The following is a 16,259-nucleotide window of genomic DNA, read 5'->3' as shown; positions in this document are numbered from 1 at the left end:
ATCCTTATATCAAAGTCTGTTTTATTTCATTATAATAGATGAATGATCTAAAAAGGGAATAAAAAGTAGAAATTATTAGCAAGTTTGTGACAAAAAATGTCAATAATTGTAGTGAATAAAGAGAGATTATTTATTTCCCGGGAAATATATTGATAACAAGATTCGACAAGCCTTCAAGAGAAAATCATGTTATCATTATATAATATGCCATTTAGACATAACACTATAGTTAGAACGAGGTGCATGAAATGAATCAATCTAAACAAATAAAAGATGGGGCATTGATGCTATTTATATTTACAATCATATTAGCCTCTTTCTTGTTTTTGCCTATTATATCAATATTTTTACTACCAATACCTTTTGTTCTATTCACAAAAAAGTATGGGCTGAAGTCAGGTTTTGTGATGTTGGCATTGGCGTTATTGATATCCTTGCTTATCATGACAATTATCGCTATACCACTGGTCTTGATGATGGGGCTTGGTGGAATAATGATTGGTAATGCAATGTATAAAGGTGTTACTCCTTATGATACGTTGGCTAGAGGAATATTCGGTTTCATCATAGGTATTTTATTTACATTCGGATTCACACAATTATTTTTGGATGTAAATTTAGTAAATCAATTTGAAACAGTTGTAGAAGACTCTGTTGAAACAAGTACTGCATTTATCGAAGAGATGGGTCTTGCGGAACAATCAGAACAAATTCAGGAAGTTGCAGAAACACAAATACAAATGATGAAAGAATTACTCCCATCCTTTTTAGTAGCTGCAGCAGCAATTCTTGCATTGGTTGTCCAATGGATAAGTTATAAAATTATTAATCGAAAAGATAAGCAGAAGCTTCGTTTTCCCCCAATACGTGATATAAGATTTCCAAGTTCGATAATTTGGGTCTACTTTTTAGCGTTTGTTGTATCTTTATTTAACCAGGATCCAGGTACCACATTGTATGTTGGTTTACAAAACCTATTTTTTATTGTTGGAATGTTATTAGCAATACAAGGGATTTCATTTATCTTCTTCTATGCACATGCCAAAAAGATGTCAAAAGCCATTCCGGTTTTAATTGTGATTTTTACGTTTATATTCCCACAATTTCTTCTTTATTTCATAAGAATCTTAGGTATAATTGATGTAGGATTTAACTTAAGAGATCGTTTGCAGAAGAAGTAACCCAACAGACACTTGTAGGTTTTGAAGGAGCTGAAAGCTATGCCAGATTTACACAATAAGCCAGCACTAAGCAAACATGTATGGGTTGTATATGGAATATCTATTATTTTGCTTGTGGCACTCTGGTATTTCCAATGGATAATCGGTCTTATTATGACCATCGTTTTGGCTGCTTCTTTTTATTACAGTATTCGAACCGAACAAATTCTTCTGGATGAAGCAGAAGAATATATATCAACGATTTCTCATCGTGTAAAAAAAGTAGGTGAGGAAGCTTTATTGGAAATGCCATTTGGAATTATACTATTTAATGATGAATTTCAAATTGAATGGTCTAATCCGTATATGAACCAATTCAGTGAAGACAGAGAAACGCTTGTAGGCAGATCTTTACATCTGTTATCTGAGGATCTCATACCGATGATTAAGGAAAATAAAGAAGAAGTTTGGGTTGAACTTGCAGGATATACTTTTTTAACGGTCATAAAAAAAGAGGAAAAGCTCCTTTATTTTATGGATCGCACCGATCAAGAAGCATTAAAACAACGATATCATAATGAACAGACAGTGCTTGCAATTATTTTCTTAGATAATTATGAAGAAATCACACAAAACATGGATGACACTGCGAAGAGTAAATTAAACTCTCAAGTAACAACTATTTTAAATAACTGGTCCAGTCACTATGGGCTATATTTAAAACGAACTTCTCAAGAACGTTTTCTAGCGGTAGGAACGAAGAAAATATTACAACAGTTAGAAAAAGTAAAGTTTGATATATTGGATGAAGTCCGAGAGATGGAAGGTGTCGAAAATAACCCTGTTACATTAAGTGTAGGGATTGGTGTAGGGAATATGACACTACCTGAACTTGGAGAAGTTGCTCAATCTAGTTTGGATTTAGCATTAGGTCGTGGTGGTGACCAAGTGGCAATTAAAGATGAACAAGGAAAAGTACGTTTCTATGGTGGTAAAACCAATCCAATGGAAAAACGTACCCGAGTTCGAGCGAGAGTTATCTCCCATGCTTTAAAAGAACTTGTAAAAGCCAGTGATAATGTAATGATTATGGGACATAAATCTCCTGATATGGATTCAATCGGAGCGGCAATCGGTGTCATGAACATTGCCAAAACGAATGGAGTTCCTGGTTATATTGTTTTTGATGAAAATGATATGGAAACAAGTGTCAATCGGATGATGGAAACGATACGCTCTGACGAAGGTCTGTGGGATAACTTTATTGACCTCGAAGAAGCAGAGGAAAGAATAACACAACGAAGCTTGCTGGTGATTGTAGATACGCATAAACCAAGTATGGTCGGTTTCGAAAGTTTATTAAATAAAACCGAGTATAAAATTGTGATAGATCATCATCGTAGAGCAGAAGAGTTTATTGATAATCCGACATTAGTATATATGGAACCATATGCATCATCGACAGCAGAGTTAGTAACAGAACTGCTTGAATATCAGCCAAAAGGAACGAAATTGAAAATGCTAGAAGCAACGGCATTACTCGCTGGTATTATCGTTGATACGAAAAGTTTTACGTTGCGAACGGGTTCAAGAACCTTTGATGCGGCATCTTATTTACGCGCACAGGGTGCGGACACGGTCTTAGTACAACGTTTTCTAAAAGAAGATCTAGAATTATATATTGAGCGAAGTCAAATTATCGAGCGTTCTGAAATAATTCATGGACATATTGCGATTGCCAAAGCTCCAGAAGGAATCTCGTATAGTCCCGTATTAATTGCACAAACAGCAGATACATTACTAACCATGACAGGGATAAGCGCATCATTTGTTATTTCCGAACGGTTTGATGGTAAAATAGGAATAAGTGCAAGATCACTTGGTGATGTCAATGTACAAGTAGTTATGGAAAAAATGAACGGTGGCGGTCATTTAACGAATGCTGCTACGCAAATAGATGATACGACGATTGAAGAGGCTGCAGCAGATTTAATAGAAATTATAGATGAATACGAAGAGGGGAGAGCATCAGAATGAAAGTAATCTTCTTAAAAGATGTTAAAGGAAAAGCAAAAAAAGGCGACGTAAAAAATGTACCAGATGGTTATGCGCGTAACTACTTGTTAAAAAATAACTTAGCGGAAGAAGCAACAGCTGGAAACATGAAAGCTTTAGAAGCGAAAAAACAAAAGGCGGACCAGCTAGAGCAGCAGGAAAAAGAAAATGCGATTAACTTAAAAGATAAGCTTGCTGAGATTGCAGTGGAACTAGAAGCAAAATCAGGTGATAATGGACGTTTGTTTGGTTCTATTACCAGTAAACAAATATCAGAGGCACTGCAGAAACAATTTGGTCATAAAATCGATAAACGAAAAATTGAATTGGATGAACCGATTCGTTCATTAGGATATACAACCGTACCAGTTAAACTTCACCCAGAGGTTTCAGGGTCCATTAAAGTTCATGTAGCAGAGAAATAAATAAGATGAAATGAGAAGAGAAATCGGCATGCTAGGCGCCGATTTCTTCGCTATCTTTAGATATATAATCATGGTGAAGTGTGCATTAACGCCCGTAAAATCTTTGGTATAAGCTTAGTTATAATGGACCCGAACACCTTGATAGGTCTCGCTATTTAGGGATTTTGTTAATTGTTATTAGGAGGAGAATGCGATGAGTGCATCGTGGAATGACCGTACGCCGCCACATAATATTGAAGCAGAGCAATCGGTGCTTGGTGCGATTTTTTTAGAGCCACAAGCCTACGTAACCGCATCAGAGACTTTGATTGCAGAAGACTTTTATAGGGCGAGTCATCAACGAATATTCGCTGCAATGATGAGCTTGTCCGATAAAGGGGAACCGATTGATGTTGTGACAGTGACAACTTTTTTGAACGATCGGAAGCAATTGGAAGAAGCCGGTGGTGTTACGTATTTAACGCAGTTAGCAGAAAGTGTACCAACAGCTGCGAATATAGAATACTATAGCAAGATTGTGGAAGAGAAGTCTACGTTACGCCGTTTAATTCGTAAAGCGACGGATATCGTTACCTCTTCATTTGAAAAAGAGGACGAAGTAGAAGATGTATTAAATGATGCAGAGAAAAGTATTCTGGAAGTCTCTGGGAGAAAAAACTCTGGAGCTTTTAAAAATATCAAAGATGTTTTAATTGATGTATACGATAATATTGAACAATTACATCAACAACATGGAGATGTAACGGGAGTACCAACAGGATTTCAGGATCTAGACCGAATTACTTCTGGGTTCCAACGCAATGATTTAATTATAATTGCGGCTCGTCCGTCGGTTGGTAAGACGGCATTTGCATTGAACGTTGCACAAAATGTAGCAGTAAAGACAGATCAAAATGTGGCCATCTTCAGTCTTGAGATGGGAGCTGACCAATTAGTCCAACGTATGCTTTGTGCAGAAGGAAATATTGATGCACAGCGTCTAAGAAATGGACAACTACAAGCAGATGATTGGGGAAAGTTAACGATGGCAATGGGTTCATTATCCAATGCCGGAATTTATATTGATGATACACCAGGAGTTCGTGTAAATGAAATTCGTTCTAAATGTCGTCGTCTTAAGCAAGAGCATGGACTTGGCATGATCTTAATCGATTATTTGCAATTGATTCAAGGGAGCGGAAGTTCAAAAGAAAATCGACAACAAGAAGTGTCTGAGATTTCACGTGCATTAAAAGCATTAGCAAGAGAATTAGAAGTTCCTTTAATTGCACTATCTCAGTTATCTCGTGGTGTAGAATCACGACAAGATAAAAGACCGATGATGTCGGATATTCGTGAGTCTGGAAGTATTGAGCAGGATGCTGATATTGTTGGATTCCTTTATCGTGATGATTATTATGATCAAGAAACAGAAAAACAAAATATCATAGAAATAATTATAGCAAAACAACGTAATGGTCCAACAGGAACAGTAGAACTGGCTTTTGTAAAAGAATATAATAAATTCGTTGATTTAGACCATCGATATCAGGAAGGAGACATCCCTCCTGCGATGTAATTATCAATGCATTCTGGAACTATGATTTGAAGATTATAGTTCTTTTTTCTTTTAAAGCGCGAAACTTTGGAGCCTGAAGTATATTAGTTTGTAATTATAACGAGTGAAAAAAACACACCCTAACTTGCTCTGAAAGATTTAGAGTGTGTTTTACATACATTATTCTCCGATTGCTTTTTTCTTTACTTCCACATTTCCTTCAATGGCACGGGAGTAAGGGCAAGCTTTATGAGCTTTTTCCATTAATTCTTCCGCTTCCACCTGTGTTACGCCTTCCATTTTTGCTGTTAGATTCACGCTTAAGCCAAAGCCACTAGCTTGTTTTTCAATGCTTACCTCTGCGGTTACCTCAGAAATAATTTTTTTCTTCACTTGTCCAGCAACCATTTGCAATGCACTGTCAAAACAGGCAGCATAGCCTGCAGAGAAGAGCTGTTCCGGGTTTGTAGTACCTTCTTTCTCGTTTCCACCTAACCCTTTTGGTAAAGATAAAGTTAAATCCAATGTGCCATCAGACGACTTTACTGATCCTTGACGGCCACCGGAAGCAGTAGAAGACGCCGTATATAATGCTGATCCCATAATAAAACACTCCTCTTTTTATTTAAATTTTACACAATTAGATTGTACAAAATCAAATTGTGTTGCGTCAACTAATATAATTTTATATATGAACTTGTTATAATAAGTTTAGGAGTGATAATAATGTCCAAAGATATATTAAAATTAGATAATCAAATATGTTTTCCTCTATATGCTGCGACTCGGGAAATGACAAAACGCTACCGTCCATTGTTAGAAGAGTTAAACGTTACTTACCCGCAATATATAGTTTTACTTGTTCTATGGGAAACAGACCGGATCTCAGTAAAAGCATTAGGTGAAAGGCTTTTTTTGGATTCAGGTACACTGACTCCAATGCTGAAGCGAATGGAAGAACACGGCTTCATACAACGAAGCCGATCAAAAGAAGATGAACGTATTGTAGAAGTCGTCTTAACTAAGCAAGGAAAACAAGCAGAAAAACAAGCAGAAAAGATTCCATTAAAATTTATTGAACAGACTAATTTAAACGAAACAGAAGCAATGCAACTAAAACAAATATTATTTAAAATGCTTGGTAATTAGCAAAGGCCATAATAAGTACTCGAAATGGATATTTGCAATTGCTAGTGTTTGTTATGTTATGAACAGAAGGAAGCCTAGGTATCGAGGAATGGTATCTGGGCTTTTTACGCAATCATACATAATCATTATAAAATAACTTAAAATCTTAAAAATCCTAGCCAGAAAGTATAATAATAGGGTATAGGAAACTATAAAGGCATATATTTAAAAAACTACGATTGATAGAGAGGTTGTTGAAATGATAAACAAATGGAAAGAAATGATGAAGGGTCTAAAATTTATAGTAAGTAATCCATTTATTTTTGCTGAGAAGAGAAGTGTCGACAAATTTGAAGAATTAGCAGAAGAAGGCTGGCAAATAAAGAAAATATGGTTGGGTGGATTTATGTACATATTAGAAGAAGTAGAGCCTAAATCAATTAGTTATTATTTCGATTCCCAACCAAATCCTACAGAACAATATTATCGTGTATTTTACAATGCAGGATGGCAGTTAGTGGATACTTCAAATAGTTTGCACTTATTTTTTGCTCCTGCTGGAACAACACTACTAGAAAGAAATTCAGAAAAATTACAAACGCGTTTTCGTAGCGAAAGTTCTTATTTCGGAAAATATAGTATTGGTATCTTTATTGCCATACTTTTTGTATTTTTAGGATGGGTATTTATTGAATGGAATATAGTAAGAAATCTACTTATTGGTGTTCTTAGTATTTTAATTATCGGGTTTTCGGTGACTTTTACACCATATGCAATCTATAAATGGCGAATTCAAAAATTACGGAATAATGATATAAATTAATAGAATATAACAAAATTACAATTTGATGACAAAATTAGGTTTCAGATTTCAAATGAAGTGAAGTATTTAAGAGTATATGGACGATATAATATGGATTGTCTTTATTAAGTTAAAGAAAGATTTAATTTTAAAACAATAGTGTGAAAGACGAGCTTTTATTGTATTTGTTTGAAAATTATATTTTGTATATAATAGCGTAAGTGCGTTCATAAAGGGACGGTTTAACCACACCGAAACGAAAAATAAATGAGTCCAAAAGATTCATTTATTTTTATTTATTACACATATGATCGTTTAGTATTATGCAAATCTACCCAAAAATCAAAAGAAATAGAGGTGAAACAATGCCAGTAGTTGAAACAAAAAATCTATCTAAAATTTTTGGAAAAAATACAAAGCAGTCTATAAAACTGCTTGATCAAGGATTAACCAAAGAAGAGATCCTTAAGAAAACTGGCAACACGGTTGGTGTAAACCGTGCAAGCTTCTCTGTAGAAGAGGGAGAAATATTTGTTATTATGGGTCTTTCCGGTAGTGGTAAGTCCACATTAGTTCGTTTATTGAATCGTTTAATCGAGCCAAGTGAGGGTTCTATTCTTATCGAAGGGCAAGACTTAGCAAAAATGGATAAGAAAGAACTTCGCCAAGTTCGTCGAGAAAAACTAGGAATGGTTTTCCAGCAATTTGCATTATTCCCGCATCGTACAATCTTGCAAAATGCAGAATTTGGCTTAGAAGTACAAAAGATAGATAAAAATGAGCGGCATAAACGTGCTGAAGAAGCATTGAAATTAGTAGGGTTAGGTGATTATATTCATCAAAAACCAAGCCAATTATCTGGTGGTATGCAGCAACGTGTTGGGCTGGCGCGTGCACTTGCCAATGATCCGAAAGTACTTCTTATGGACGAAGCTTTTTCTGCACTTGATCCGTTAATTCGTAAAGAGATGCAGGATGAATTAATCGATTTACAATCATCAATGAAGAAAACAATTATCTTTATCACGCATGATTTAGATGAAGCATTACGCTTAGGAGATAGAATTGCATTAATGAAAGATGGTGCAATTGTTCAAATTGGTTCTCCAGAAGAAATTTTAATGAATCCTGCGAATGATTATGTAGAAAAATTCGTAGAAGATGTAGACCGTTCGAAGATTCTAACTGCACATCATATTATGAAACGCCCAGAAACGATAAATATAGAGAAGCATGGTCCGCGTGCCGCCCTTGAAAGAATGCGAAAAGAAGGTATTTCGAGCATTCTCGTTGTAGACGGGAAACGCCACTTGAAAGGGTATGTAACTGCAGATGATGCATCAGCAGCAAGAAAACAAGAAAGCAATACTATCGAAGACATTCTAAAAACAGATATCTTAAAAGTAAGTCCAGATACTGCTATGCAGGAAATTTTCTCAATGATTTATGATTCGCCTATTCCATTAGCAGTGGTAAGTGAGGATGATCGTTTAGAAGGTATTATCGTTCGTGGGGCTGTGCTTGCCGCTCTTGCTGGAGATGGAGAGGTGAATACAGATGAGTAATGAAAGCATGCTTGATGTTGTACCGCAGATTCCATTAGCACAATGGACAGAAAATGCAACAAAATGGATTCAAGAGAAATTTGCATTTGTCTTTGAACCATTAAAGACGTATTTTGGCGATTTTATGGATTATGTATCTGGAGATTTACTTGTAGAAATTCCACCAGTACTATTTATTCTCATTGTTGCGGTAATAGCATTTTTTGTATCAGGTAAGAAATTTGGTTTAGCAGCATTCTCCATTGTTGGTCTTTGGTTTGTATATAACCAAGGTTTATGGGATGCGCTAATGTCCACCGTAACACTTGTATTATTAGCAAGTTTACTATCGGTTATCGTAGGTGTTCCAATTGGAATACTCATGTCGAAAAGTAAGATTGCGAACACAATATTCACGCCAATTCTAGACTTTATGCAGACGATGCCAGCATTCGTATATTTAATTCCTGCAGTAGCATTCTTCGGTATTGGCATGGTTCCTGGTGTGTTTGCATCACTTATATTTGCAACGCCACCTACCGTTCGTTTTACGAATTTAGGTATTCGTCAAGTGTCGAAGGATCTTGTGGAAGCATCGGATTCATTTGGTAGTACGGGAGCTCAAAAACTATTTAAGGTTGAGTTACCGATGGCGAAATCGACAATTATGGCTGGGATTAATCAGACAGTAATGTTAGCACTATCCATGGTTGTAATTGCATCTATGATCGGTGCACCAGGGTTAGGAAGTCAAGTACTTTCTTCTCTACAACGTGCATCTGTAGGACCTGGTTTCGTAGCAGGGATTGGAATTGTTATCTTAGCAATTATTATTGATCGCATTACGCAAAATATGAACAAAGATAAAGAGTAATTTTGTGGGTCACCTCTCTTCATGTACTTCATGAGGAGAGTCTATATAAACTAATCTATAATAATAAAAGGAGCGATTTTATGGCTACATGGAACTTAAAACGTGCGGGTCTAATTTCAGGACTAGCATTATCATTATTTGCTGCAGGTTGCGGAAGTGACGATAGTGGAGATGGTGAAGGAGATTCAGCTGGAGAAGATAGTAAAGAAATTGAACTAGCATACGTAGAATGGGATACGGAAGTAGCATCAACACACGTGATTGGTAAAGTTTTAGAAGATTTAGGTTATGATGTAACATTAACTGCTTTAGATAATGCAATTATGTGGGAAGCTGTAGCAAATGGGGAAGCTGACGGAATGGTAGCAGCATGGTTACCAAACACTCATGCTGAGCAGTATGAAGCTTACGGTGATCAAGTTGAAAGTCTTGGTGTAAACCTAGAGGGAGCAAAAATTGGATTAGTTGTTCCAGAATATATGGATGTTAACTCCATTGAAGACCTTTCTGATGAAGCTGGGCAAACGATCACTGGTATTGAGCCAGGTGCAGGTGTTGTTGCCGCATCAGAAGACGCTGTAGAAACATATGATAACCTAGATGGATGGTCTGTTCAAACTTCTTCTAGTGGTGCTATGGCTACTGAACTAGGTAGTGCAATTAATAATGAAGAAGATATTATTGTAACAGGGTGGTCTCCGCATTGGAAATTCCAAGCATATGACTTAAAGTATCTGGAAGATCCAGAAGGTGTATTTGGTGATGCTGAAACGATTGAAACGATGGTTCGTGAAGGTCTAGAAGAAGACATGCCAGAAGCATACACAGTACTTGATAACTTCCAATGGGACACTGCTGCTATGGAAGAAGTAATGCTTGAAATCAGTGAAGGCGCAGATCCAAAACAAGCAGCTGCTGATTGGGTAGAAGCTAACCAAGATAAAGTTGACGAATGGACAAAAGATGTAGAGTAAATAAAATAATTTCTGTTCTTGAATCAGTTAAAAGGTTTCTATTATCAATACGGTGATAGGAACCTTTTTTAATTATAAAATATATAGGATGTTCCGTACATTAACTGATTATAACGATAAAATGTTCGTATTTTACATTGACTATTTAGATTCGTATTGATAGAATGACTAATGGTTAGAATAAAAGACAAATAATTTATCGTAGTGAAGTAACTTTCGTAAATTCATTATAATGATCAATTTTACGGATGCTATGGTTGCTATGAAAAGTAAGTATATTATTAAAATTCATTATGGAGGTGCACTATGTCTTCAGTAGTTGTTGTGGGTACCCAATGGGGAGATGAAGGGAAAGGTAAGATTACAGACTTTCTTTCTCAAAATGCAGAAGTAGTTGCAAGATATCAAGGTGGTAATAATGCTGGACATACAATTAAATTTGATGATGTGACGTATAAATTACATTTGATTCCATCTGGTATTTTCTTTGATGATAAGATTTGTGTATTAGGTAATGGAATGGTAATTGATCCGAAGGCGTTTGTTGAAGAGGTTGCATATCTTCATGAACGTAATGTATCAACTGATAATCTTCGTATAAGCAATCGTGCACATGTTATCCTTCCATATCATTTGAAACTGGATATTCTTCAAGAAGAAGAAAAAGGTGCAAATAAAATTGGAACAACGAAAAAAGGAATCGGCCCTGCGTATATGGACAAAGCCGCACGTGTTGGAATTCGTGTAGCGGATTTAATGGATAAAGATGCTTTTCGTGAAAAGCTGGAACAGAATTTAAGAGAAAAGAATCGTTTATTTGAAAAAGTATATGAAGCGGATCCTATTCAAGTAGAAGATATTTTAGAAGAATATTATGAGTATGGCCAGAAGATGGCACCTTATGTTACTGATACTTCTGTTGTATTAAATGATGCCATTGATGAAGGTAAACGAGTGTTGTTTGAAGGTGCACAAGGCGTTATGCTAGATATTGACCAAGGAACGTATCCGTTTGTTACTTCCTCCAACCCAATTGCGGGAGGAGTAACAATTGGATCTGGGGTAGGACCTACGAAAATTAATCATGTTGTTGGCGTATCCAAAGCATATACAACTCGTGTAGGTGACGGACCTTTTCCAACAGAGCTTCATGATGAAATCGGGAATCAAATTCGTGAAGTTGGACGTGAATATGGAACTACTACGGGGCGCGCTCGCCGCGTTGGTTGGTTTGATAGTGTTGTTGTTCGCCATGCTCGCCGAGTAAGTGGTATAACTGATTTATCCTTAAACTCTATTGATGTATTAACTGGTATTGAAACATTGAAAATTTGTGTTGCCTATCGTTATAAAGGGGAAATTATGAAAGAATTCCCAGCGAGCTTAAAAGTACTTGCAGAATGTGAACCAGTGTATGAAGAAATGCCAGGCTGGCAAGAAGACATTACAGGAGCGAAGAGCTTAGACGACCTACCAGAGAATGCTCGTCATTATTTAGAGAGAGTTTCACAATTAACAGAGATTCCGTTATCGATTTTCTCTGTTGGCCCAGATCGTTCTCAAACAAATGTTGTACGTAGTGTGTATCGTCCATAATAAAATAAAAAAAAAGCTGTAACTAAGTTATAAAAGAAGCAAAAGCCAATAAAACTTGATTGGCTTTTGCTTCTTTTGGTTTATACTATTGTGTTGTTACACGTGAAACACTGTGTTACGTTAACTGGTGTAGAAGTTTAAAATAAAGTACAAATAAGTAAATTATATGAACAATTAATGGATGATCTTGGTAAGAAAAAAGAGCGTCATTTTTTAAAAGGCAAATTATTATTCAGTGTACAAGACAATAATGTCATTTTGCGTTAAAATAGAAGAAAAGTTTGTGTAACTTTTGGATGAAAAGGATGTGGCTAAAATGAGTCAAAAAATACTAGTAGTAGATGATGAGCAGCCAATTGCAGATATATTACAATTTAACTTAGAAAAAGAGGGCTACCAAGTTGTCGTAGCAAATGATGGAGATACAGCGATAGAATTAGCAGAAAGTGAAAAACCGAACCTAATTCTTTTAGATATTATGCTTCCGGGGAAAGACGGAAATGAAGTTTTAAGAGAAGTAAGGAAAACACAAAATATTCCTGTAATCATGCTTACAGCAAAAGATGCAGAAATCGATAAAGTCTTAGGACTGGAGCTTGGTGCAGATGACTATGTAACAAAGCCATTTAGCAACCGAGAACTTATTGCGCGTGTTAAGGCGAATTTACGTCGTGAACAAGTACCAGATGAAACGGTGAAAACAACGAAAGATATTGTTATTGGGGATCTTATCGTACACCCTGATGCATATGTCGTGTCGCGAAAAGGAGAAGAAATTGAACTTACACATCGTGAGTTTGAGCTTCTACACTATCTGGCGCGTCATATAGGACAAGTAATGACAAGAGAACATCTATTAGAAACCGTATGGGGATATGATTATTTCGGTGATGTACGTACAGTAGATGTAACCGTTCGTCGCCTTCGTGAAAAAATTGAAGAGAACCCAAGTAATCCTTTATGGATTGTAACCCGAAGAGGTGTGGGTTATTATTTACGTAATCCTGAGCAGGAGTAGTTGTATATGAATAAAGTAGGATTCTTTCGATCGATACAGTTAAAATTTATAATTATTTATATATTACTCTTGATTATAGCTGTGCAAGTGATAGGATCCTTCTTTACGGATCGCTTAAATGATGAATTAACAAGAAATTTCAAGACATCGGCTAGCGAACGTGTAGAAATGCTCAGTCATAATTTAGAGCAAGCGTTTGCTAGAGATCGATCTGAGGAAAGTGGAACCATAGAGTCTTTAGAAGAAGAGATTACACGAATTATTAATGATATAAATAGAGGAAATGCTTCAACAACAATCAATGTTGTTGATAATCAGAGTAGAGTAAGGGGTACCAATGTATTGGATGACCAAAATCAAATTGGTCAAAAGTTGAACAATTCAATGGTGCGTGATGCCTTACTTTTTAATTCTACGGACGATGGTACGTTTTATGATGATGAAACAGATAGCAGGGTCTATGTATATGTCAAGCCCATTTTGGGTGATGACGACATGGCTGTTGGGGCTGTGTTTTATAAGTCTTCTTTAGAAGAAGTATATGGCCAAATCGAGGATATAAATAATATCTTCCTCCAAGGTTCCATTCTTGCAATTACGATTTCGGCTATTATTGGGATTTTGGTAGCACGTACTATCACAAAACCAATCATGGAGATGCGTGAACAAGCTATAATCATGGCAAATGGAGATTTCACACAGAAGGTAAATGTATATGGTAGAGATGAAATCGGGCAACTAGCTGAGACGTTTAATGATCTCAATAGTAGGCTGAAGCATTCTTATGCCACCATTGAAGAAGAAAGGCGAAAGCTCAGTTCGATACTTGCCAATATGTCGGATGGTGTCATTGCTACAGATAACGATGGTTCTGTTACATTAATGAATGATGCAGCGGCTAAATTAATTGGTGAGAATCCAGAAGATTTAATAGGAGATTCTGTTATTGATGTCTTACACTTAGAAGGAAATGAAATTGATCTAAGTGAATTACATAATAATGGTTCCATGATCATTGATTTTAGTAATGAGGATACACCATTCCTTATTCGCGCCAATTTTACAACAGTGGTCGATGAAGAAGAAGAGATTACTGGATTTATTACTGTTATAAGTGATGTTACCGAACAACAGAAAATGGAACAAGAACGTCGTGATTTTGTTTCCAATGTATCACATGAGCTCAGAACACCTTTAACCACAATGAAGAGCTACTTAGAAGCATTGTCGGATGGTGCTTGGGAAAACAAAGAAATTGCACCGCGCTTTTTAGATGTGACCCAAACAGAAACCAATCGAATGATTCGTATGGTTAATGATTTATTACAACTGTCTAAGATGGATTCGGATGAACTTCCAATGCATAAGCAACGGGAAGAATTTACAAGCTATCTATACCAAGTATTAGATCGTTATGAAATGAATATTCCAGAATCCATTCATATGGAAAAAATAATACCGAATACGAAAGCCTATGTTTGGATGGATCGGGACAAGATTACACAAGTAATGGATAATGTCATAACCAATGCAATTAAATATTCTCCAGATGGCGGAAAAATCAGAGTTAAATTAGATATTAGACGCCATTATTTATTAATAAGTGTACAAGATCAAGGAATGGGAATTGCTTACGATAAATTAGATAAAATATTTGAAAGGTTTTATCGTGTGGATAAAGCAAGAAACCGAAAACTTGGAGGTACCGGTTTAGGACTAGCAATTACAAAAGAATTGGTTGAAGCACATCATGGTCAGATATGGGCTCAAAGTAGTGAAGGTAAAGGAACAACAATTTTATTTACATTACCACTGATGAGCTCGAAGCGGGGGGATGTCAGATGAAACTAGAGACAGCTAAATCATTACTTTTAGTCGTGTTAATTGGGACAAGTATGATTCTGACGTTCGGTATGTGGAATTATCAAGCTGACTATGATCCTTTGAATGAACGATCCGTAGAAGGAACTTTAAGTGGAGCAGAAAAGTCTGTAGATGAAATTGTCATGCCATCTGAAATTTTATTTAAACAAGAGGGAAATTATTATACGCATGCTAACCCTAGTTTGAAGGAACAATTCTATGATCGTTTGCAGGATTTACCCTTAACAGAAATGGAAAGATTACCAGTAGAAGAAGAAAGAACAGCATCTAACTATGAAATCGAAGTTATTTTTCCACAAGAAGTTCCATTCTTATTATTTGATCGTATTTTGCAATTTGAAGATGAGGCAACACCATATCCTACATTTTCTATAGATCGATTTTATATTACCTTTGAACCGAATTCGAAGTCATTAGAATTCGAATTTATTTCCATTGATGGACGTGAAAAGGTGAAAGCGGAAGTAACGAGTACATCGAGATATCAAGAGGTATGGGATGAGATGCATAGATTGCAATCAGAAGATTATCAAGCGATGACGTTAGTAGAGGGCTCAGAAAACGATATTTATATTCCAAGAGAAGTACCAGCGATGCAACCATTGTCGATCTTTTTTACACAGATGGACAAATCCGTACTTCAAGAAATGTTATTTGAGAATACTTCTGGTATAAGAGGATCTGCGACTCCGGGGAATGGCTACTTATATGCGACGGATGTGCGACAATTGACGATTGAACGCAATGTAATGGAATATATATATTTATATTTAGAACAATCGGAACCAATGTCGGAATTGAATTTAATTGAAGGTAGTATACAGAATATTAATGGACATTCTGGTTTTACCGAGGACTTCCGGTTAATGAACATTGATAATGAAACAATTACGTATCAAATGTATTATGAGGGATATCCTGTATTTCAAGGTTCCTCACCAGACATCTCAACGATAAAACAAAAGCATAGTAATCAACACTTATTAGAGTATAAACGTCCGGCTATTTATCTCGATACGACTGATATTATTACCAAAACAAAAAAAGAAATGCGTAGTGGAGAAGATATAATAGAAGATTTAGCGAATTCAAAAATTAATATGGATAACATTAAAGATTTAAAAGTAGGTTATAAGATTCAAGTGGAAACAGATGATAACGGGGACTATGTATCAATGGAACCAGAGTGGTTTATGAAAGTAAATAATAGTTGGTCGGCCGTACCGTATGAGCCTGGTGATGCGGCTAGAGGAGGGGATTGA

At 36.1% G+C, this 16,259-nt stretch carries 14 protein-coding genes; 13 read left to right on the top strand and 1 reads right to left on the bottom strand.

Annotation, left to right across the window (positions count from 1 at the left end; genetic code table 11):
* Positions 1-248 precede the first annotated feature (248 nt).
* The 4 genes from AQ616_RS02990 to dnaB all read left to right on the top strand — a co-directional run bounded on the left by AQ616_RS02990 (position 249) and on the right by dnaB (position 5,198).
* The gene (locus AQ616_RS02990) at positions 249-1,181 is read left to right on the top strand and encodes a YybS family protein (RefSeq protein WP_069685034.1); all 933 of its coding nucleotides are present in this window, start codon (positions 249-251) and stop codon (positions 1,179-1,181) included.
* Between the two features lie 39 nt (positions 1,182-1,220).
* Positions 1,221-3,197 carry a DHH family phosphoesterase gene (locus tag AQ616_RS02985; RefSeq protein ID WP_017798729.1) on the top strand — a complete coding sequence of 659 codons (1,977 nt, stop codon included), beginning with the start codon at positions 1,221-1,223 and terminating at the stop codon, positions 3,195-3,197.
* Positions 3,194-3,640 carry a 50S ribosomal protein L9 gene (gene rplI / locus AQ616_RS02980; RefSeq protein WP_017798728.1) on the top strand — a complete coding sequence of 149 codons (447 nt, stop codon included), beginning with the start codon at positions 3,194-3,196 and terminating at the stop codon, positions 3,638-3,640. The genes AQ616_RS02985 and rplI overlap by 4 nt, the downstream gene beginning before the upstream one ends.
* Positions 3,641-3,833: 193 nt before the next feature.
* Positions 3,834-5,198 carry a replicative DNA helicase gene (gene dnaB, locus AQ616_RS02975; protein WP_017798727.1) on the top strand — a complete coding sequence of 455 codons (1,365 nt, stop codon included), beginning with the start codon at positions 3,834-3,836 and terminating at the stop codon, positions 5,196-5,198.
* Between the two features lie 159 nt (positions 5,199-5,357).
* Here the strand turns inward: dnaB and AQ616_RS02970 are convergent, their stop codons facing one another.
* A complete protein-coding gene (locus tag AQ616_RS02970) occupies positions 5,358-5,780 on the bottom strand; it encodes an organic hydroperoxide resistance protein (protein ID WP_017798726.1) in 423 nt (140 codons plus the stop codon).
* Between the two features lie 123 nt (positions 5,781-5,903).
* Here AQ616_RS02970 and AQ616_RS02965 point away from each other — a divergent pair, with 123 nt between their 5' ends.
* From AQ616_RS02965 to yycH, 9 genes are all read left to right on the top strand, one after another.
* A complete protein-coding gene (locus tag AQ616_RS02965) occupies positions 5,904-6,326 on the top strand; it encodes a MarR family winged helix-turn-helix transcriptional regulator (RefSeq protein WP_069685033.1) in 423 nt (140 codons plus the stop codon).
* 238 nt (positions 6,327-6,564) lie between these two features.
* Entirely contained in the window at positions 6,565-7,128 is a 564-nt protein-coding gene (locus AQ616_RS02960; protein ID WP_069685032.1) for a DUF2812 domain-containing protein, read from the top strand.
* Positions 7,129-7,472: 344 nt separating this feature from the next.
* A complete protein-coding gene (locus AQ616_RS02955) occupies positions 7,473-8,672 on the top strand; it encodes a quaternary amine ABC transporter ATP-binding protein (RefSeq protein WP_017798723.1) in 1,200 nt (399 codons plus the stop codon).
* Positions 8,665-9,525: an ABC transporter permease gene (locus AQ616_RS02950; protein ID WP_069685031.1), complete on the top strand. Its 861-nt coding sequence runs from the start codon at positions 8,665-8,667 to the stop codon at positions 9,523-9,525. Before AQ616_RS02955 ends, AQ616_RS02950 begins: the two co-directional genes overlap by 8 nt.
* 80 nt (positions 9,526-9,605) lie before the next feature.
* Complete coding sequence (locus AQ616_RS02945; RefSeq protein ID WP_017798721.1) at positions 9,606-10,499, top strand: glycine betaine ABC transporter substrate-binding protein; 894 nt, start codon at positions 9,606-9,608, stop codon at positions 10,497-10,499.
* Between the two features lie 306 nt (positions 10,500-10,805).
* The gene (locus tag AQ616_RS02940) at positions 10,806-12,095 is read left to right on the top strand and encodes an adenylosuccinate synthase (protein ID WP_017798720.1); all 1,290 of its coding nucleotides are present in this window, start codon (positions 10,806-10,808) and stop codon (positions 12,093-12,095) included.
* Positions 12,096-12,411: 316 nt separating this feature from the next.
* Positions 12,412-13,113 carry a response regulator YycF gene (gene yycF, locus AQ616_RS02935; protein WP_011067850.1) on the top strand — a complete coding sequence of 234 codons (702 nt, stop codon included), beginning with the start codon at positions 12,412-12,414 and terminating at the stop codon, positions 13,111-13,113.
* A 6-nt stretch (positions 13,114-13,119) separates the two neighbouring features.
* Positions 13,120-14,958 (top strand): cell wall metabolism sensor histidine kinase WalK, encoded by a 1,839-nt coding sequence (walK, locus tag AQ616_RS02930; RefSeq protein WP_017798719.1) that lies wholly within the window; start codon positions 13,120-13,122, stop codon positions 14,956-14,958.
* Positions 14,955-16,259 (top strand): two-component system activity regulator YycH, encoded by a 1,305-nt coding sequence (yycH, locus tag AQ616_RS02925; RefSeq protein WP_069685030.1) that lies wholly within the window; start codon positions 14,955-14,957, stop codon positions 16,257-16,259. Before walK ends, yycH begins: the two co-directional genes overlap by 4 nt.

Source organism: Oceanobacillus sp. E9 (genome assembly GCF_001741975.1).
GTDB classification, from domain to species: Bacteria; Bacillota; Bacilli; order Bacillales; family Amphibacillaceae; genus Oceanobacillus; species Oceanobacillus kimchii.
Note: the sequence above shows the minus strand (reverse complement) of the source record. Positions and strands in the feature narration are given on the sequence as shown.

What these genes read in the sequence shown, in the direction of transcription:
- AQ616_RS02990 (WP_069685034.1), top strand. Translation starts at nt 249, where the DNA reads ATGAATCAATCTAAACAAATAAAAGATGGGGCATTGATGCTATTTATA.
- AQ616_RS02985 (WP_017798729.1), top strand. Translation starts at nt 1,221, where the DNA reads ATGCCAGATTTACACAATAAGCCAGCACTAAGCAAACATGTATGGGTT.
- rplI (WP_017798728.1), top strand. Translation starts at nt 3,194, where the DNA reads ATGAAAGTAATCTTCTTAAAAGATGTTAAAGGAAAAGCAAAAAAAGGC.
- dnaB (WP_017798727.1), top strand. Translation starts at nt 3,834, where the DNA reads ATGAGTGCATCGTGGAATGACCGTACGCCGCCACATAATATTGAAGCA.
- AQ616_RS02970 (WP_017798726.1), bottom strand. Translation starts at nt 5,780, where the DNA reads ATGGGATCAGCATTATATACGGCGTCTTCTACTGCTTCCGGTGGCCGT.
- AQ616_RS02965 (WP_069685033.1), top strand. Translation starts at nt 5,904, where the DNA reads ATGTCCAAAGATATATTAAAATTAGATAATCAAATATGTTTTCCTCTA.
- AQ616_RS02960 (WP_069685032.1), top strand. Translation starts at nt 6,565, where the DNA reads ATGATAAACAAATGGAAAGAAATGATGAAGGGTCTAAAATTTATAGTA.
- AQ616_RS02955 (WP_017798723.1), top strand. Translation starts at nt 7,473, where the DNA reads ATGCCAGTAGTTGAAACAAAAAATCTATCTAAAATTTTTGGAAAAAAT.
- AQ616_RS02950 (WP_069685031.1), top strand. Translation starts at nt 8,665, where the DNA reads ATGAGTAATGAAAGCATGCTTGATGTTGTACCGCAGATTCCATTAGCA.
- AQ616_RS02945 (WP_017798721.1), top strand. Translation starts at nt 9,606, where the DNA reads ATGGCTACATGGAACTTAAAACGTGCGGGTCTAATTTCAGGACTAGCA.
- AQ616_RS02940 (WP_017798720.1), top strand. Translation starts at nt 10,806, where the DNA reads ATGTCTTCAGTAGTTGTTGTGGGTACCCAATGGGGAGATGAAGGGAAA.
- yycF (WP_011067850.1), top strand. Translation starts at nt 12,412, where the DNA reads ATGAGTCAAAAAATACTAGTAGTAGATGATGAGCAGCCAATTGCAGAT.
- walK (WP_017798719.1), top strand. Translation starts at nt 13,120, where the DNA reads ATGAATAAAGTAGGATTCTTTCGATCGATACAGTTAAAATTTATAATT.
- yycH (WP_069685030.1), top strand. Translation starts at nt 14,955, where the DNA reads ATGAAACTAGAGACAGCTAAATCATTACTTTTAGTCGTGTTAATTGGG.